The organism is Bacillus spizizenii TU-B-10 (assembly GCF_000227465.1).
GTDB lineage: Bacteria > Bacillota > Bacilli > Bacillales > Bacillaceae > Bacillus > Bacillus spizizenii.
In genome coordinates this window covers 2346856-2364241 of the sequence record NC_016047.1, presented here as the reverse complement: position 1 = coordinate 2364241, position 17386 = coordinate 2346856, and the positions used below count along the sequence as shown (strand labels likewise).

Annotated in this window: 22 protein-coding genes; 21 read left to right on the top strand and 1 reads right to left on the bottom strand. The window is 42.6% G+C overall.

Features of this window, described 5'->3' with window-relative positions:
• Positions 1–6: 6 nt before the first annotated feature.
• The 5 genes from dgrA to fni all read left to right on the top strand — a co-directional run bounded on the left by dgrA (position 7) and on the right by fni (position 4079).
• Positions 7–660, top strand: a complete 654-nt coding sequence (gene dgrA / locus GYO_RS33625) for a cyclic di-GMP receptor DgrA (RefSeq protein ID WP_014114225.1) — start codon at positions 7–9, stop codon at positions 658–660.
• 44 nt (positions 661–704) lie between these two features.
• Positions 705–881, top strand: coding sequence for a YpfB family protein (locus GYO_RS33620; RefSeq protein WP_014114224.1), 177 nt, complete (start codon positions 705–707; stop codon positions 879–881).
• A gap of 78 nt (positions 882–959) precedes the next feature.
• Positions 960–1634: a (d)CMP kinase gene (gene cmk, locus GYO_RS33615; protein ID WP_014114223.1), complete on the top strand. Its 675-nt coding sequence runs from the start codon at positions 960–962 to the stop codon at positions 1632–1634.
• A 234-nt stretch (positions 1635–1868) separates the two neighbouring features.
• Positions 1869–3017: a 30S ribosomal protein S1 gene (rpsA, locus tag GYO_RS33610; RefSeq protein ID WP_014114222.1), complete on the top strand. Its 1149-nt coding sequence runs from the start codon at positions 1869–1871 to the stop codon at positions 3015–3017.
• Between the two features lie 12 nt (positions 3018–3029).
• Positions 3030–4079 carry a type 2 isopentenyl-diphosphate Delta-isomerase gene (gene fni, locus GYO_RS33605; RefSeq protein ID WP_014114221.1) on the top strand — a complete coding sequence of 350 codons (1050 nt, stop codon included), beginning with the start codon at positions 3030–3032 and terminating at the stop codon, positions 4077–4079.
• Between the two features lie 42 nt (positions 4080–4121).
• On the opposite strand, the gene GYO_RS33600 is transcribed toward fni, so the two are convergent.
• Positions 4122–4253, bottom strand: a complete 132-nt coding sequence (locus GYO_RS33600) for a YpzI family protein (RefSeq protein WP_003225499.1) — start codon at positions 4251–4253, stop codon at positions 4122–4124.
• Between the two features lie 77 nt (positions 4254–4330).
• Here GYO_RS33600 and GYO_RS33595 point away from each other — a divergent pair, with 77 nt between their 5' ends.
• The 16 genes from GYO_RS33595 to cheR all read left to right on the top strand — a co-directional run bounded on the left by GYO_RS33595 (position 4331) and on the right by cheR (position 17340).
• A complete protein-coding gene (locus GYO_RS33595; protein WP_014114220.1) occupies positions 4331–4930 on the top strand; it encodes a YphA family membrane protein in 600 nt (199 codons plus the stop codon).
• Positions 4927–5820 carry a YIEGIA family protein gene (locus GYO_RS33590; RefSeq protein ID WP_014114219.1) on the top strand — a complete coding sequence of 298 codons (894 nt, stop codon included), beginning with the start codon at positions 4927–4929 and terminating at the stop codon, positions 5818–5820. Before GYO_RS33595 ends, GYO_RS33590 begins: the two co-directional genes overlap by 4 nt.
• Positions 5817–6011 carry a capping complex subunit for YIEGIA gene (locus GYO_RS33585; RefSeq protein ID WP_014114218.1) on the top strand — a complete coding sequence of 65 codons (195 nt, stop codon included), beginning with the start codon at positions 5817–5819 and terminating at the stop codon, positions 6009–6011. The genes GYO_RS33590 and GYO_RS33585 overlap by 4 nt, the downstream gene beginning before the upstream one ends.
• A 153-nt stretch (positions 6012–6164) precedes the next feature.
• The gene (gene der, locus GYO_RS33580) at positions 6165–7475 is read left to right on the top strand and encodes a ribosome biogenesis GTPase Der (protein ID WP_014114217.1); all 1311 of its coding nucleotides are present in this window, start codon (positions 6165–6167) and stop codon (positions 7473–7475) included.
• A gap of 17 nt (positions 7476–7492) precedes the next feature.
• Complete coding sequence (locus GYO_RS33575; RefSeq protein ID WP_014114216.1) at positions 7493–8530, top strand: NAD(P)H-dependent glycerol-3-phosphate dehydrogenase; 1038 nt, start codon at positions 7493–7495, stop codon at positions 8528–8530.
• Positions 8531–8868: 338 nt separating this feature from the next.
• A complete protein-coding gene (locus GYO_RS33570; RefSeq protein ID WP_003225508.1) occupies positions 8869–9072 on the top strand; it encodes a DUF2768 domain-containing protein in 204 nt (67 codons plus the stop codon).
• Positions 9073–9093: 21 nt separating this feature from the next.
• Positions 9094–9822, top strand: coding sequence for a YphF family lipoprotein (locus tag GYO_RS33565; RefSeq protein ID WP_014114215.1), 729 nt, complete (start codon positions 9094–9096; stop codon positions 9820–9822).
• A 188-nt stretch (positions 9823–10010) separates the two neighbouring features.
• Positions 10011–11489: a stage IV sporulation protein A gene (gene spoIVA / locus GYO_RS33560; RefSeq protein ID WP_041520986.1), complete on the top strand. Its 1479-nt coding sequence runs from the start codon at positions 10011–10013 to the stop codon at positions 11487–11489.
• Positions 11490–11863: 374 nt separating this feature from the next.
• Entirely contained in the window at positions 11864–12142 is a 279-nt protein-coding gene (gene hbs / locus GYO_RS33555) for a non-specific DNA-binding protein Hbs (RefSeq protein ID WP_003153447.1), read from the top strand.
• Positions 12143–12329: 187 nt separating this feature from the next.
• The gene (gene folE / locus GYO_RS33550; RefSeq protein ID WP_003225516.1) at positions 12330–12902 is read left to right on the top strand and encodes a GTP cyclohydrolase I FolE; all 573 of its coding nucleotides are present in this window, start codon (positions 12330–12332) and stop codon (positions 12900–12902) included.
• Between the two features lie 21 nt (positions 12903–12923).
• The gene (mtrB, locus tag GYO_RS33545; RefSeq protein WP_003225517.1) at positions 12924–13151 is read left to right on the top strand and encodes a trp RNA-binding attenuation protein MtrB; all 228 of its coding nucleotides are present in this window, start codon (positions 12924–12926) and stop codon (positions 13149–13151) included.
• Between the two features lie 163 nt (positions 13152–13314).
• Positions 13315–14070, top strand: coding sequence for a heptaprenyl diphosphate synthase component 1 (hepS, locus tag GYO_RS33540; protein ID WP_003225519.1), 756 nt, complete (start codon positions 13315–13317; stop codon positions 14068–14070).
• Positions 14071–14076: 6 nt separating this feature from the next.
• Positions 14077–14778, top strand: coding sequence for a demethylmenaquinone methyltransferase (gene menG, locus GYO_RS33535; RefSeq protein ID WP_014114213.1), 702 nt, complete (start codon positions 14077–14079; stop codon positions 14776–14778).
• A gap of 25 nt (positions 14779–14803) precedes the next feature.
• A complete protein-coding gene (gene hepT / locus GYO_RS33530; protein WP_003246013.1) occupies positions 14804–15766 on the top strand; it encodes a heptaprenyl diphosphate synthase component II in 963 nt (320 codons plus the stop codon).
• Between the two features lie 115 nt (positions 15767–15881).
• Positions 15882–16331: a nucleoside-diphosphate kinase gene (gene ndk, locus GYO_RS33525; RefSeq protein ID WP_079287909.1), complete on the top strand. Its 450-nt coding sequence runs from the start codon at positions 15882–15884 to the stop codon at positions 16329–16331.
• Positions 16332–16569: 238 nt separating this feature from the next.
• Positions 16570–17340, top strand: a complete 771-nt coding sequence (gene cheR / locus GYO_RS33515; RefSeq protein ID WP_014114210.1) for a protein-glutamate O-methyltransferase CheR — start codon at positions 16570–16572, stop codon at positions 17338–17340.
• Positions 17341–17386 lie beyond the last annotated feature (46 nt).

Below are 17386 nucleotides of genomic sequence, written 5' to 3'. Positions count from 1 at the left end.
AAGTCAATGATAGGGATTGGAGAAAATGTACTTTTAGAATATATAGAAGAAAATGAATTAAAAAAAGCAAAGAGCAAGGCAGTCAGCATCGAAAACAATGAGCTTTTGATAGCATATCCGGTTGATGTAGTTACAGGGCGAACTGTGATTTTACATAACGATATGGAAGTAACGGTAGAGTTTGTGGGCAAAGATGAAGTTCCTTACCGTTTTACAAGCCGTATAAAAGGTAAAGTGAAGGAAAAACTTCAAATGATCTGTCTTGAAATGCCTCCCAGTGAAAAAATGAAACGAATCCAGCGCCGCCAGTATGTAAGAACTGATGCGGTATTGGATGTGCTAATTCAGCCGCCAAATAAAGAAGAGTTCTGCACACTTTCCTATAACATCAGCGCAGGCGGCATCGCCGTAATTTTAGCTGAAGGCCGTTCTCTTCAATCCGGGGAATCATTGCGACTTATTATCAGTCTTTCTGAAGAGGAGAACACACGTCAAATAGAAACAGAAGCCGTTGTCAGACGAATTTTTGATGACCTGAAATCAGGGAAACGTAAAATGACCCTTGAGTATACAGGAATCGCAGCAAGTGACCAGCAGTTTCTGCTTCAATATTGCATCCGGCGCCAGTTAAATAAGAGAAGAAAGGCAAGGATGGAATAAACATCGGCAAACACTTCCATACTATTTGTGATGGAGGTGCTCCGATGAAAACATTTGAACGGCTGCTGATTAAATTATTGTTCATTCAGGTCATCATTTTACTTGGTGTCCAGATTCTTTTTCACTATCAGCATATTGAACCTTATGTATCAAAAGTGATTCAATATGAAGGGGTGGATAAAATGGAGGAGAACAATAGGATTGAAACCTTCAAACATTAATTATTCATCAATTTTTCACCCTTTTTCATAAAGTTCGTGATACAATCCATAGAGGAGAAAAGAGCAAGGAGAGGAATTATGGACAAGAAATTATCGATTGCAATTGACGGCCCGGCAGCTGCGGGGAAAAGCACCGTTGCCAAAATTGTGGCTGAGAAAAAATCGTACATATATATTGATACAGGAGCGATGTATCGGGCGATAACGTACGCGGCTTTACAAGAAAACGTTGATCTGACAAATGAAGAAAAATTGGCTGAGCTGCTAAAGCGGACAGACATTGAACTGATTACAGCAAAAGAAGGACAAAAAGTGCTCGTTAACGGCACCGATGTAACTGAGGCGATCAGAACAGACGAAGTCAGCAACCAAGTTTCAATTGCGGCCAAGCACAGAAGCGTTAGAGAAGAAATGGTGAAACGCCAGCAGCAGCTTGGGGAAAAAGGCGGCGTCGTTATGGATGGACGTGATATCGGGACTCACGTGCTGCCGAATGCAGAAGTGAAAATTTTTCTTTTGGCATCTGTTGAAGAGAGAGCGAAACGCCGTTATGAAGAGAATGTGAAAAAAGGCTACGATGTCAACTATGAAACATTGATCGAGGAAATTGCAAGAAGAGATAAGCTTGATTCAGAGCGTGAAGTATCTCCGCTGCGCAAAGCAGAGGACGCTCTTGAAATCGACACGACCTCCCTTTCTATTCAAGAGGTAGCTGATAAAATCCTCGAGGCGGTGGAACAAAAGTCCCGCTGATTATGGCAAATGCCACTTTTTTTGAATTTTTCAACAAAGAAAGAATGTTATTGCTTGACAAACCTGTCCTTTTATTAGAAGTTAATACTAATAAAACTTTTTATTGATCATTCAAAAAACTTTTTTGGATGATTCTTTAATACATATTCGGCTAAAAAGCGGGCATGTTTATATGTTCAGCTTTCAAACCGTTTTAATTAAGCTGTGTAGGTTTGGACCAAGGAGGTTATTCAAATGACAGAGGAAATGAATCAAATTGATGTTCAAGTGCCAGAGGTTGGAGATGTAGTTAAAGGGATTGTGACAAAGGTAGAGGACAAACATGTGGATGTTGAAATTATCAATGTCAAACAGTCCGGCATTATTCCAATCAGTGAATTATCAAGTCTTCATGTAGAGAAAGCATCGGATGTTGTTAAAGTAGACGACGAGCTTGACCTGAAAGTAACAAAAGTGGAAGACGATGCTTTGATTTTATCTAAACGTGCTGTTGATGCAGACCGCGCTTGGGAAGACCTTGAGAAAAAATTTGAAACAAAAGAAGTGTTTGAAGCTGAAGTGAAAGATGTCGTGAAAGGCGGTCTTGTCGTTGATATCGGCGTTCGCGGTTTTATTCCGGCATCACTTGTTGAAGCGCATTTCGTTGAAGATTTCACTGACTATAAAGGGAAAACACTGTCTCTGCTCGTTGTAGAGCTTGACCGTGACAAAAACCGCGTCATCCTTTCACACCGTGCAGTTGTTGAAAGTGAACAAGCGAATAAAAAACAAGAACTTCTTCAGTCTCTTGAAGTTGGAAGTGTACTTGATGGCAAAGTGCAGCGCCTGACTGATTTTGGCGCATTTGTTGATATCGGCGGTATCGACGGACTTGTACACATTTCACAGCTTTCCCACTCCCATGTAGAGAAGCCGTCTGATGTTGTTGAAGAGGGACAAGAAGTAAAAGTGAAAGTATTATCTGTAGACCGTGATAATGAACGTATTTCTTTATCCATCAAAGATACATTGCCTGGACCGTGGAGCCAAATCGGCGAGAAAGTGAAGTCTGGTGATGTGCTTGAAGGAACTGTACAGCGTCTTGTCAGCTTCGGTGCCTTTGTTGAAATCCTTCCAGGTGTTGAAGGTCTCGTTCATATTTCTCAAATTTCCAATAAACACATCGGCACGCCGCATGAAGTCCTTGAAGAAGGACAGACTGTAAAAGTGAAGGTTCTTGATGTGAATGAAAATGAGGAGCGCATTTCATTAAGCATGCGTGAACTTGAAGAAGCACCTAAAGCCGATCAAGAGGATTACCGTCAATATCAGGCGAAGGAAGAAACAAGCACTGGCTTCCAGCTTGGAGACTTGATCGGAGATAAGCTGAATAAACTAAAATAATTGGTGATAAACGTGACTCGAGCAGAACGGAAAAGACAACACATCAATCATGCCCTGTCCACCGGTCAAAAGCGGGAAACAGGTCTTGATGATATTACGTTTGTTCATGTCAGTCTGCCCGATCTTGCATTAGAACAAGTAGATATTTCCACAAAAATCGGCGAACTTTCAAGCAGTTCGCCGATTTTTATCAATGCAATGACTGGCGGCGGCGGACAACTTACATATGAAATTAATAAATCGCTTGCACGAGCGGCTCGTCAAGCTGGAATACCTCTTGCTGTCGGATCACAAATGTCAGCATTAAAAGATCCCTCAGAGCGTGTTTCGTATGAAATCGTTCGAAAGGAAAACCCAAACGGACTGATTTTTGCCAACCTGGGAAGCGAGGCGACAGCTGATCAGGCGAAGGAAGCAGTTGATATGCTTGAAGCAAATGCCCTGCAAATTCACTTGAATGTGATTCAGGAAATTGTGATGCCTGAAGGGGACAGAAGCTTTAGCGGCGCTCTGGACCGCATTGAGCAAATTTGCAGTCAGGTCAGTGTACCAGTCATTGTGAAAGAAGTCGGCTTTGGTATGAGCAAAGAGTCAGCAGGGAAGCTGTATGAAGCTGGTGCTGCAGCTGTTGATATTAGCGGCTACGGGGGTACAAATTTTTCGAAAATCGAAAATCTCCGAAGGCAGCGGCAAATCACTTTTTTTAACTCATGGGGCATTTCGACAGCTGCAAGTTTGGCGGAAATCCGCTCTGCGTTTCCTGCAAGCACAATGATTGCCTCCGGCGGCCTGCAGGGTGCGCTTGATGTGGCAAAGGCAATTGCGCTAGGGGCCTCTTGCACCGGAATGGCAGGACACTTTTTAAAGGCGTTGACTGATAGCGGAGAGGAAGGACTGCTTGAGGAGATTCAGCTGATCCTTGAGGAATTAAAAATGATTATGACCGTGCTGGGCGCCAGAACGATTGCTGATTTGCAAAAGGCCCCTCTTGTAATCAAAGGTGAAACCTATCACTGGCTCACAGAGAGAGGGATCGATACGTCCAGCTATGGTATGAGATAAATGATAAAAGCCCAAAACCTAATGAGTTTTGGGCTTTTTGTATTATGATTTTCTCTTTTTAAATCTTCCGTTTTGTTCAAGGCTTGTCGCTCCGTCATAGTGAATGGACTGGTCGCGGTCTGATTCGACTCTGCCCGAAGCTTTGAGTTTTTTCTCCTGTCTGTCTTTTCCCATGATCATGCTCCTTTATGTGAGATGGATTGTTTAAAAAATGCGCTTGGGCTCCATACTGGGAGTATGGAGGAAGCAAAATGGAACAATTTTATTACTATTGGTCAATGTGGTTTTTGTGGGTCCTGACAACCTTTATTTTTGAAAAGACGAAAAGACGATTTGCCGTCTCTGTCTTTATTTTGACTAATATTATTTTAAGCATACATGACATCACTTTATATTTTACCCTAAATGCTGCTTATATGATGTTTTTCGTCTGCGGGTGTGTCTATGCCGGGTATTTGGGAATGTATCGTTTTCGTTATCTCATGGTCTTTCTGACGCTTGTTGGCGGGTATGCGTTTGTTTATCTTTTTGCATTATATGATCCGGTTTGGTTCATCATAAAACCTGAGTGGGCGGCCGTTATATTAATAGTGCTTTTGACAGCTTCGGTTGAAAGGAATTTCGAGAAGCAGCTTGCCTTATTTGTCTTAGGGATGTGCCAAGGCGAACTGGTGTATTCATTTGTGATTCAAAAGTTGGCCGGGACTTTGGCTGTCGGCGGCTTTCAATGGCTGAATGCTTGTTCTGCAGGCATGATATTGCTGTTTGGCATATCCAAATACGAACAGCTCGCAAGCCAGATTGGTCAAAAAAGCAAAAGATCAAACAAAGGAGCTACCAAAATGTCATGAGTGATTACATCTATCCGATTATTGCTGGGGTCATTGCCGGCGTCGCGACAAGGCTTTATATGCTCAAAACGGATTACCGCCAGTATCCGACCTATGTTCATGGGAAAGTGATTCACATTGCACTAGGGCTGATAGCGGCTGGTTTAGGGGCAATTATTATGCCGGCGCTTTTGCAGGAGGAATTTACGGCCATCACATTTTTAACGTTGGCAGCGACACAATTTAGAGATGTCCGAAACATGGAGCGGAACACACTGACGCAAATGGATTCATATGAACTTGTCTCAAGGGGAAGCACATATATTGAGGGAATTGCCATTGCGTTTGAAAGCAGAAATTATATCGTAATCTTTACAGCGCTTTTAACAACCTCTGCGTATGTGTTTTTATCCATATGGGCTGCAGTCTTAGCGGCTGTTGTTTGTTTTTTGCTGGCAATGAAATTTATGTCGGGCAGTGTGTTGAAGGATATTGTCGACATCGAGTACATAAAACCTCACTTTGACGGTCCGGGACTGTTTGTTGATAATATTTATATGATGAATATCGGACTTCCGGAGAAACAAGAGCTGATTTTAAAGCATGGCATGGGCTTTATTTTAACGCCAAAAAACTTTAATTCAGCAGCGACGATTGCCAACTTAGGGCAGCGTCAGGCGATTTTATTTGATGTTTCCAATGTGCTCGGGGTTTATCGGGATTCAGGCGAGCCGTCTCTGACACCCATTGCAAAACGTGATTTAAATGACGGGAGAGTAGCAGTCTTTGTTCTGCCGCAAATTAACCACCCCGAAACGGCTGTTCAGATCATCAGCAATGTTCCAACCTTGGAAAACGCGATCAGAATGCCGACAGAATTTATCAAGAACCAGGATAAGGTGATAGGATGAGCGAATCTCTCACGAAAGTGATTTTGTCTGTGATCACGACGAACCGAAACCGGACTGCAGGGGGAGCGCCTGTCTTTTTTTGCAATGACCAAAAGGAGATGGAGCTTTTCGCTAAAAATCTTGAGGCGATCCTTGATGGAATAGCGCATAGAATTGGAGATGACGTGTATTTGATCGTGAAACATTTCTAAGAATAGTTGTGATCCCAGTAAAAACTGATATAATAAATGAGTTAAGCCCTTCCTCTGAAGGGTTTCTTTTCATAAAAGTGAATGAAATGATTTTAATAACCGGTTGAAAATTTATGTAAAAATGAAAGCGGCTGGATCGAAAGGAAGGGTACTATGGGTAAACCTGTCGTAGCCATTGTCGGGAGACCAAATGTAGGAAAATCCACAATCTTTAATCGGATTGCGGGAGAAAGAATTTCAATAGTAGAAGATACCCCTGGTGTGACAAGGGATCGGATATACAGCTCGGCTGAATGGCTGAATTATGATTTTAATTTGATTGATACTGGCGGTATTGATATCGGTGATGAGCCATTCTTAGCGCAAATTCGCCAGCAGGCTGAAATCGCCATGGATGAAGCGGACGTCATTATTTTTATGGTGAACGGCCGTGAAGGCGTAACAGCTGCTGATGAAGAAGTAGCAAAAATTTTGTACCGCACGAAAAAGCCTGTTGTTTTGGCAGTTAATAAACTGGATAACACAGAAATGAGAGCGAATATTTATGATTTTTATTCGCTTGGTTTTGGCGAGCCGTATCCAATTTCGGGAACACACGGACTCGGATTAGGAGATTTACTTGATGCCGTTGCAGAGCATTTTAAAAACATTCCTGAAACGAAATATGATGAAGAAGTTATTCAATTTTGCCTGATCGGACGCCCGAATGTCGGAAAATCCTCACTTGTGAATGCGATGCTCGGCGAAGAGCGTGTCATTGTCAGCAACGTGGCAGGAACGACAAGAGATGCTGTTGATACGGCATTTACGTACAACCAGCAGGAGTTTGTCATTGTCGATACTGCCGGTATGCGAAAAAAAGGGAAAGTCTATGAAACGACTGAAAAGTACAGTGTGCTGCGCGCGCTGAAAGCAATTGACCGCTCAGAAGTCGTTGCGGTTGTGCTGGATGGCGAAGAAGGCATTATTGAACAGGACAAACGTATCGCCGGTTATGCACACGAAGCGGGTAAGGCCGTCGTGATCGTCGTAAACAAATGGGATGCTGTTGACAAAGATGAAAGCACGATGAAAGAATTTGAAGAAAATATCCGTGATCATTTTCAATTTCTTGATTATGCGCCAATCCTATTCATGTCAGCCTTAACGACAAAACGGATCCATACGCTGATGCCTGCGATTATCAAAGCAAGCGAAAACCATTCACTTCGAGTTCAAACGAATGTCTTAAATGATGTCATCATGGATGCTGTGGCAATGAACCCGACGCCGACTCATAACGGTTCTCGCTTAAAGATTTATTACGCGACTCAAGTGTCGGTGAAGCCACCTAGCTTCGTTGTGTTTGTAAACGATCCGGAATTGATGCATTTTTCGTACGAACGCTTTTTAGAAAACCGAATCAGAGATGCGTTCGGTTTTGAGGGGACACCAATCAAAATATTTGCAAGAGCTAGAAAATAAAAAGGTGTGAAGCAAATATGAAAAGAGTCACTATGCTCGGAGCGGGAAGCTGGGGGACGGCATTGGCTTTAGTGTTAGCCGATAATCATCACGATGTAACCATGTGGGGGCACCGTGCAGAGCTGATTCATCAAATTAATGATCAGCATGAAAATAAGGATTATTTGCCGAACGTCAAGCTTCCAGAATCAATAGAGGCAACAACGAATATCGGGAAAGCTGTTTCGGACGCAGATTTCATTATCGTTGCGGTTCCGACAAAAGCAATTCGGGAAGTGCTGAGGCAGGCTGTGCCTTTTATGACGAAAAAGGCAGTCTTTGTTCATGTCAGCAAGGGCATAGAGCCGGATTCACTCCTGCGCATTTCTGAGATTATGGAAATCGAGCTCCCGAGCGATGTCAGAAAAGATATTGTTGTCCTTTCGGGGCCGAGCCATGCGGAAGAAGTGGGGCTGCGGCATCCAACGACCGTTACTTCATCTTCAAAGAGCATGAGGGCAGCAGAAGCGGTGCAGGATTTATTTATTAATCACAATTTCCGGGTGTACACAAACCCTGACATTATCGGCGTTGAAATCGGCGGGGCTTTAAAAAATATTATTGCCCTTGCCGCAGGAATCACAGACGGTTTAGGATATGGCGACAATGCCAAAGCCGCTTTGATTACACGCGGACTTGCTGAAATCGCGAGACTCGGAACGAAAATGGGCGGGAATCCCCTGACGTTTTCTGGATTGACAGGAGTAGGCGATCTGATTGTGACGTGCACAAGTGTTCATTCCAGAAACTGGCGTGCCGGCAATTTGCTCGGAAAAGGGTACAAGCTTGAAGACGTTCTTGAAGAGATGGGAATGGTAGTCGAAGGTGTCCGCACAACAAAAGCGGCTTACCAGCTTTCGAAGAAATATGATGTGAAAATGCCGATTACAGAAGCACTCCATCAAGTTCTATTTAACGGACAAAAAGTGGAAACTGCTGTTGAATCTTTAATGGCGAGAGGGAAAACCCACGAGATGGAGGATCTTGTCAATACGTTTGAAAATCAAGTGAAGTAAAAGTGTCAATCGTATGGGAGATCGCATATCTTAATTGAACGAAAGCCCGAAAAACAGAAGGACACCCAAGTCTTGGGATCTCCTGAAACATTTTGCCGATTTAGGCAATAGAGGATGCATCTGTATGCCAAGTCGCATACTATAGCATCGAAGTCCAAGAGAGTGTTTCTTAAACGTGCAGGTGAATATAGTCAAGTTGACTGAAGCGAAGGTCCCCCTCTTTGCTTCAGTTTTTTTGTTTTATCAAAGGATGGAAAATCTGGTTGATCTTTTCCGGGGCTGTATATTAAAATTAAAATATAACGCTTACATCATACATATCGGGGAGGCGCAGGTCATTGAGTCTGGCATTGATGAAAATGTGGTTTGCACTAGGGTCCATGGGTCTGATGTTTCTGGCTGTAGCTTCCATCTATTTAAGCCGCTTTAAGTGCCAAAACCGTTTTTTGAAGATTGCGGTTTCGTCATTCGCTTTCATGTGTATGCTCATATCTGGAATTATTGTGTTTGTCGTGGTATTCAGCGGCCCTGTCAATGAATAAAGCTGTAAAAGGAAGTGCTGTATGGGTAAACTGAAGTGCGCTATGATTTTTGCGGCAGTCGTGTTTTTATCAGGCTGTTTATATCCAAATGAGCGGAAAAGCAGTGTACATGCCATTCCTTATCAGGACCAGCTAAAGCAGGTCCAGTCTGCTATTGATGAATTTCAAAAGGCAAATGGAGGGCTGCTTCCCATTCAAACAAAAGATATGTCGACACCGATATATCAAAAGTATCCGATAGACTTTAACCGTTTAGCGCCGAGATATATAGCTGAACCCCCGAGCACGGCATATGAAAGCGGGGGAGACTATCAATACGTGCTTGTTGACGTAGAGAACGATCCAACTGTTAAATTGATTGATCTAAGGATGGCTGAAAAAATCCGCGATGTAAAATTGCGTGTCCAAATGTACCGCCAGGAGCATCAATATCCGCCTTACAAGGATGTGCTATCACGTGATTTATTTACACTCGATGAGAAGAAGCTGGGAGATGGAAGCTCTCTTACAGTGACAAGCCCAATCTCAGGGAATTCCTTGCCGCTTATGATTGACGGAGACGGAGAAATATACGCCGATTACCGGACTGAGCTGGCTTCTTTCCTCAAAAAAAGCAAAAAAACGTTTAAACCCGGGTCTGAAATCCAGGATATGATTTGGCAAGAAACCCCCTTTGTCCCCGTGTTTTCTGTGAAATATACGGTAAATGACAAACAGGAACCTGTTTTTTTAGAAAATGATATCAAATAGGAATGAACCTTTCTCCAGTGCATACAAATAGGGAGAAAGGTTTTTTTATACTTTAATAGATTGAGGATGGGAAATTTTCTAAAGATGTCATATTGAAATAGGACAACGTCATACACATATAGTGTCCTGTGTTTGATTGAAAGAGTTTAATAAAATTGATAAGGATAGGAAGTCCGGGAGGGGATCACTTGGAAAAGGTCGATATTTTCAAGGATATCGCTGAACGAACAGGAGGCGATATATACTTAGGAGTCGTAGGTGCTGTCCGTACAGGAAAATCCACGTTCATTAAAAAATTTATGGAGCTTGTGGTGCTCCCGAATATCAGTAACGAAGCAGACCGGGCCCGTGCGCAGGATGAACTGCCGCAGAGCGCAGCCGGCAAGACGATTATGACTACAGAGCCTAAATTTGTTCCGAATCAGGCGATGTCTGTTCATGTGTCAGACGGACTCGATGTCAATATAAGATTAGTAGATTGCGTAGGTTACACAGTGCCCGGCGCAAAAGGATATGAAGATGAAAACGGGCCGCGGATGATCAACACGCCTTGGTACGAAGAACCGATCCCATTTCATGAGGCTGCTGAAATCGGCACACGAAAAGTCATTCAAGAACACTCGACCATCGGAGTTGTCATTACGACAGACGGCACAATTGGAGATATCGCCAGAAGTGACTATATAGAGGCTGAAGAAAGAGTCATTGAAGAGCTGAAAGAGGTTGGCAAACCCTTTATCATGGTCATCAATTCAGTCAGGCCGTATCACCCGGAAACAGAAGCCATGCGTCAGGATTTAAGCGAAAAATATGATATCCCGGTATTGGCAATGAGCGTGGAAAGCATGCGGGAATCAGATGTGCTGAATGTGCTCAGAGAGGCCCTCTATGAGTTTCCGGTGCTTGAAGTGAATGTCAATCTCCCAAGCTGGGTAATGGTGCTGAAAGAAAACCATTGGCTGCGTGAAAGCTATCAGGAATCCGTAAAGGAAACGGTTAAGGATATTAAGCGTCTCCGGGACGTAGACAGGGTTGTCGGCCAATTCAGCGAGTTTGAGTTCATTGAAAGTGCCGGATTAGCCGGAATCGAGCTTGGCCAAGGGGTGGCTGAAATTGACTTGTATGCGCCGGACCAATTATATGATCAAATCCTGAAAGAAGTGGTTGGCGTTGAAATTAGAGGAAGAGACCATCTGCTTGAGCTCATGCAGGACTTTGCTCATGCGAAAACAGAATATGATCAAGTGTCCGATGCCTTAAAAATGGTCAAACAGACGGGATACGGCATTGCGGCGCCTGCTTTAACTGATATGAGTCTCGATGAGCCGGAAATTATACGGCAGGGCTCACGATTTGGTGTGAGGCTGAAGGCTGTCGCTCCGTCGATCCATATGATCAAAGTAGACGTCGAAAGCGAATTCGCGCCGATTATCGGAACGGAAAAACAAAGCGAAGAGCTTGTACGCTATTTAATGCAGGACTTTGAGGATGATCCGCTCTCCATCTGGAACTCCGATATCTTCGGAAGGTCACTGAGCTCAATTGTGAGAGAAGGGATTCAGGCAAAGCTGTCATTAATGCCTGAAAATGCACGGTACAAATTAAAAGAAACGTTAGAAAGAATTATAAACGAAGGTTCAGGCGGCTTAATCGCCATCATCCTGTAATACCGGAAGACCTCTTTATAGAATGGGAGGTCTTTTTTCTATGCTCTTAATAATGGAAAAGGATCAAGGAATAGGATGAAAAAAGGAAAAAAAGGAATATTTGTTCGGTAAATCACGTTAAATCCTTGACGAGCAAGGGATTGACGCTTTAAAATGCTTGATATGGCTTTTTATATGTGTTACTCTACATACAGAAATTCTTCACTTTGTTGGACAAACATTCCTCAGAGTGCAGTTTTTCTTAAAAAGCCGTTTAATTGTCTTTCTCTTGCCTGCTCTGATTTTTTTCTGAGACAGGTTTAGAATCAGACTGAACTGTGAAGAAATGATAATAAACGAACTGAATGTATTCCTTTTGGGAGGAGGTGAAAGGCATGAACAAAACAGAACTTATCAATGCGGTTGCAGAAGCAAGCGAATTGTCTAAAAAAGACGCTACAAAAGCAGTTGACTCTGTTTTTGATACGATCTTAGATGCACTTAAAAACGGTGATAAAATCCAACTGATCGGTTTTGGTAACTTCGAGGTGCGTGAACGTTCTGCACGTAAAGGACGCAACCCTCAAACAGGTGAAGAAATCGAAATTCCAGCAAGCAAAGTACCTGCTTTCAAACCAGGTAAAGCGCTTAAAGACGCAGTTGCCGGAAAATAATTGTGAATATAGATCGTGTATGCATCTAGCTTACATACACTTTATTTCTTCACAGAAAAGCCCCTTTCTAAGGGGCTTTTCATATTTCAAGAGCATGGGCTTCCTGACAGGGCATTCACTTTGCTTTTAGCGGGGCATGTGTGCTAGAATCGAAATTAAATGTATTCATTGGTGGAGGACATAGAACATGAAAGAAGTTAATAAAGAGCAAATCGAACAAGCTGTTCGTCAAATTTTAGAAGCGATCGGAGAAGACCCGAATAGAGAAGGGCTTCTTGATACCCCGAAAAGAGTCGCAAAGATGTATGCCGAAGTATTCTCCGGCTTGAATGAAGATCCAAAAGAACATTTCCAGACTATCTTCGGTGAAAACCATGAGGAGCTTGTTCTTGTAAAAGATATCGCGTTTCATTCTATGTGTGAGCATCACCTTGTTCCCTTTTATGGAAAAGCACACGTTGCATATATACCGCGAGGCGGAAAGGTCACAGGGCTCAGCAAACTGGCACGTGCCGTTGAAGCCGTTGCAAAGCGTCCGCAGCTTCAGGAACGCATCACTTCTACAATTGCGGAAAGCATCGTAGAAACGCTTGACCCGCATGGCGTAATGGTAGTGGTTGAAGCAGAACACATGTGCATGACGATGCGCGGTGTCAGAAAACCGGGTGCAAAAACTGTCACTTCAGCAGTCAGAGGCGTTTTCAAAGATGATGCCGCTGCCCGCGCTGAAGTATTGGAACATATTAAACGCCAGGACTAATAAAGATAGAGGGTGCTATAAATGAACGAAAAGCATTCAAGTGATTTTGTCGTCATTAAAGCGGTTGAGGACGGAGTGAATGTAATCGGCCTGACAAGAGGAACAGACACAAAGTTTCACCACTCCGAAAAACTCGACAAGGGAGAAGTAATCATCGCTCAGTTCACAGAGCATACTTCTGCCATTAAAGTCAGAGGAGAGGCACTCATTCAAACCGCATACGGAGAAATGAAAAGCGAAAAAAAATAAGCTGGCTGTCCCCGCTGTTAAAAGCAAATGTTCGCAAACAGCGGGAGGATACAGCCAATTTCTTTTTTTTATGCTATAATGATACCTGCGTAAGTGAATGAAAAAATAAGACTCATACATAGATTAAGAAATAAATGTGAATTTGGGGACAAGGGTGATATTTTTGCAAGACATCTACGGAACTTTAGCCAATCTGAACACGAAATTAAAACAAAAGCTGTCTCATCCTTATTTAGCGAAGCATATTTCTGCGCCAAAAATTGATGAGGATAAGCTTCTTCTTTTTCATGCTTTATTTGAAGAAGCCGACATAAAAAACAACGACAGAGAAAATTATATTGTAACAGCGATGCTTGTACAAAGCGCCCTTGATACCCATGATGAAGTGACGACAGCCAGAGTCATAAAACGAGACGAAAACAAAAACCGCCAATTGACTGTTCTCGCAGGCGATTATTTCAGCGGGCTGTACTACTCTTTACTATCTGAAATGAAGGATATCTACATGATTCGGACGCTTGCTACAGCCATCAAAGAAATCAATGAACATAAAATTCGTCTATATGACCGTTCTTTCAAGGACGAACACGATTTTTTCGAAAGTGTCGGCATCGTTGAATCAGCTTTATTCCATAGGGTTGCGGAACACTTCAATCTTCCGCGCTGGAAAAAGCTGTCGAGTGATTTTTTTGTATTTAAGCGGCTTATGAACGGAAATGATACATTTCTGGATGTGATCGGCAGTTTTATACAGCTGGGAAAAACAAAAGAAGAGATATTAGAAGATTGTTTTAAAAAAGCGAAAAACAGCATTGAGTCACTTTTGCCTCTAAATTCACCTGTTCAGCACATTTTATTAAACCGTCTGAAGACAATCAGCCAAGATCAAACCTATCATCAGAAAGTGGAAGAAGGGTAAACCATTATGCAGGAATCAAAAGAACAGCGCGTACATGGAGTATTTGAAAAAATATCTAAAAACTACGACCAAATGAACTCCGTCATCAGTTTTCAGCAGCATAAAAAATGGCGCGATAAAACGATGCGCATTATGGATGTGAAAGAAGGCGCCAAAGCGCTTGATGTCTGCTGCGGAACGGCTGACTGGACGATCGCTCTTGCAAAAGCAGCCGGAAAAAGCGGCGAGATTAAGGGCTTGGATTTCAGTGAAAATATGCTGAGTGTCGGACAGCAGAAAGTGAAAAACGGCGGATTCAGCCAAATTGAACTGCTGCACGGAAATGCGATGGAGCTTCCTTTTGATGATGATACATTTGATTATGTCACTATTGGCTTCGGACTTCGCAATGTCCCTGATTACTTGACCGTATTGAAAGAGATGAGACGTGTGGTAAAGCCGGGCGGCCAGGTGGTATGTCTGGAAACGTCCCAGCCGGAAATGTTCGGATTCAGACAGGCTTACTTTATGTACTTTAAGTATATTATGCCGTTTTTCGGGAAACTGTTTGCGAAGAGCTATAAAGAATATTCTTGGCTTCAAGAATCAGCCAGAGAATTCCCTGGAATGAAGGAACTGGCAGGCCTGTTTGAAGAGGCGGGCCTGAAAAATGTCAAATATCATTCGTTTACTGGCGGAGTCGCTGCCACGCATATCGGATGGAAATGAAAACACAGATGTTTGGGTGAATGATATGAAATTTAAAATGGCCTACTCTTTTTTAAATGACGATATTGATGTAATCGAAAGAGAACTTGAACAAACCGTACGTTCCGATTACCCGCTTTTAAGCGAGGCAGGTCTTCACCTGCTGCAGGCCGGAGGGAAACGTATTCGGCCCGTTTTCGTGCTGCTTTCCGGCATGTTTGGCGATTACGATATTAATAAGATTAAATATGTCGCCGTCACTCTGGAAATGATTCACATGGCATCTTTGGTTCATGATGATGTCATTGATGATGCGGAGCTTCGCAGAGGGAAGCCGACAATCAAAGCAAAGTGGGATAATCGCATTGCGATGTACACAGGCGATTATATGCTTGCGGGATCTCTTGAAATGATGACGAGAATTAACGAACCGAAAGCCCATAGGATTTTGTCACAAACGATTGTTGAAGTTTGTCTTGGGGAAATCGAGCAGATCAAAGACAAATACAACATGGAACAAAATCTCAGAACGTATCTCCGTCGCATCAAAAGAAAAACGGCGCTCCTGATCGCGGTCAGCTGCCAGCTCGGTGCTATTGCGTCCGGGGCTGATGAAAAGATTCATAAGGCGCTGTACTGGTTTGGGTATTACGTCGGCATGTCTTATCAAATCATTGATGATATCCTTGATTTTACTTCAACTGAAGAAGAGCTGGGCAAACCCGTTGGAGGAGATTTGCTTCAAGGGAATGTCACATTGCCAGTGCTGTATGCTCTGAAAAATCCAGCATTAAAGAATCAGCTTAAATTGATTAACAGCGAGACAACGCAGGAACAGCTTGAACCAATCATTGAGGAAATCAAAAAAACGGATGCAATTGAAGCATCTATGGCAGTAAGCGAAATGTATTTGCAGAAAGCTTTCCAGAAGTTAAACACGCTTCCGAGAGGGCGGGCACGTTCGTCTCTTGCGGCCATCGCAAAATATATCGGTAAAAGAAAATTTTAATTTTTGTAGATATTAAGAAATTTCTCCGCCCCGGATTGATTAATTATCAGAAAGATGTTACGATTTCGGTGTGCAGTGTGAAAGCCTATACATACATAATGATGGGGTGGAGAATGTGATGGAAAAGACTTTTATCATGGTGAAACCAGACGGTGTCCAACGTCAGCTCATTGGAGATATTTTATCCAGATTCGAACGTAAGGGCTTACAATTAGCTGGTGCCAAGTTAATGAGAGTGACTGAACCAATGGCTGAGAAACACTACGCCGAACATCAAGGGAAGCCTTTCTTCGGAGAGCTCGTTGAGTTTATTACTTCAGGACCTGTATTCGCAATGGTTTGGGAAGGCGAAAATGTCATTGAAGTAACGAGGCAGCTGATCGGAAAGACAAATCCTAAAGAAGCTTTGCCTGGTACGATTAGGGGAGATTATGGCATGTTTGTCGGAAAAAACATCATCCACGGCTCTGATTCTCTCGAAAGTGCAGAACGCGAGATTAACATTTTCTTTAAGAATGAAGAATTAGTATCATATCAACAGCTCATGGCAGGCTGGATCTATTAATCATTATGAAAATAAGTAACAGAGCCGGCACCATGTAATGCCGCCGGTTTTCGTTTTCTTTTGTAAAGGTTTACATTAAAGTGAATAAAGAGTTTAATGGCAGGATGCATCAGATTCCTGCCTTTCCTAACGATCTAAAATCAGCTGCAAAGCTGATTTTTTTATTGAAACAATACAATTTCCTGATAAAACAAGCTATACTAGGACAAAAAGACAGCGAGACTGGGAGAGTAGAGAGATGGATACATACAGCGTATTTACAACGAAGTGGAAACAATTAACCGGAGTCGATTTGACATTATATAAAGAAGCACAAATGAAGAGAAGGCTGACGTCGCTTTATGAGAAAAAGGGGTTTCAAAGCTTTAAGGACTTTGCGGTGGCATTGGAAAAGGATCAAGCCCTCTTAAATGAAACATTGGACAGAATGACGATCAATGTTTCAGAATTTTATCGTAATTATAAAAGATGGGAAGTTCTTGAGACTGCTATTTTGCCGTTAATCAAGAACTCTAAGCCTTTAAAGATATGGAGTGCCGCCTGCTCAACGGGTGAGGAGCCTTATACGCTTGCCATGCTTTTGGATCAGCAAAAAGGTCTTCCCGGCTTTCAGATCCTGGCGACTGATATTGATGAAAAAGCATTGGAAAAAGCGAAAAAAGGCGTCTATCAGGAGAGGTCTTTACAAGAAGTGCCGTCATCTGTGAAGGATCGTTATTTTACTCAAAACGCAAATAGAAGTTATGAAGTCAAACCGGAAATCAAAAAGAATATTACATTCAAAAAGCACAATCTACTGGCTGATCGTTATGAACAAGACTTTGACTTAATTGTGTGCCGCAATGTATTTATTTATTTTACAGAAAGCGCGAAGGAAGAGCTTTATTTAAAAATGGCACATAGCTTGAAAAAGAATGGAGTTCTATTTGTCGGCAGCACCGAGCAAATCTTCAATCCTGAGAAATTTGGCCTGATTCCAGCCGATACATTCTTTTATCAAAAAAGATAGACTGACTTTTTGCTGAAAAATATGTTATAGTAGTTTTACTTAAAAG

Bases quoted from the DNA above. Each gene is read 5' to 3' on its own strand.
- hepT (WP_003246013.1), top strand. From the start codon at position 14,804: ATGAAATTTAAAATGGCCTACTCTTTTTTAAATGACGATATTGATGTA.
- cheR (WP_014114210.1), top strand. From the start codon at position 16,570: ATGGATACATACAGCGTATTTACAACGAAGTGGAAACAATTAACCGGA.
- folE (WP_003225516.1), top strand. From the start codon at position 12,330: ATGAAAGAAGTTAATAAAGAGCAAATCGAACAAGCTGTTCGTCAAATT.
- cmk (WP_014114223.1), top strand. From the start codon at position 960: ATGGACAAGAAATTATCGATTGCAATTGACGGCCCGGCAGCTGCGGGG.
- dgrA (WP_014114225.1), top strand. From the start codon at position 7: ATGATAGGGATTGGAGAAAATGTACTTTTAGAATATATAGAAGAAAAT.
- der (WP_014114217.1), top strand. From the start codon at position 6,165: ATGGGTAAACCTGTCGTAGCCATTGTCGGGAGACCAAATGTAGGAAAA.
- GYO_RS33585 (WP_014114218.1), top strand. From the start codon at position 5,817: ATGAGCGAATCTCTCACGAAAGTGATTTTGTCTGTGATCACGACGAAC.
- hbs (WP_003153447.1), top strand. From the start codon at position 11,864: ATGAACAAAACAGAACTTATCAATGCGGTTGCAGAAGCAAGCGAATTG.
- GYO_RS33565 (WP_014114215.1), top strand. From the start codon at position 9,094: ATGGGTAAACTGAAGTGCGCTATGATTTTTGCGGCAGTCGTGTTTTTA.
- rpsA (WP_014114222.1), top strand. From the start codon at position 1,869: ATGACAGAGGAAATGAATCAAATTGATGTTCAAGTGCCAGAGGTTGGA.
- GYO_RS33575 (WP_014114216.1), top strand. From the start codon at position 7,493: ATGAAAAGAGTCACTATGCTCGGAGCGGGAAGCTGGGGGACGGCATTG.
- GYO_RS33590 (WP_014114219.1), top strand. From the start codon at position 4,927: ATGAGTGATTACATCTATCCGATTATTGCTGGGGTCATTGCCGGCGTC.
- menG (WP_014114213.1), top strand. From the start codon at position 14,077: ATGCAGGAATCAAAAGAACAGCGCGTACATGGAGTATTTGAAAAAATA.
- GYO_RS33620 (WP_014114224.1), top strand. From the start codon at position 705: ATGAAAACATTTGAACGGCTGCTGATTAAATTATTGTTCATTCAGGTC.
- GYO_RS33595 (WP_014114220.1), top strand. From the start codon at position 4,331: ATGGAACAATTTTATTACTATTGGTCAATGTGGTTTTTGTGGGTCCTG.
- GYO_RS33600 (WP_003225499.1), bottom strand. From the start codon at position 4,253: ATGGGAAAAGACAGACAGGAGAAAAAACTCAAAGCTTCGGGCAGAGTC.
- mtrB (WP_003225517.1), top strand. From the start codon at position 12,924: ATGAACGAAAAGCATTCAAGTGATTTTGTCGTCATTAAAGCGGTTGAG.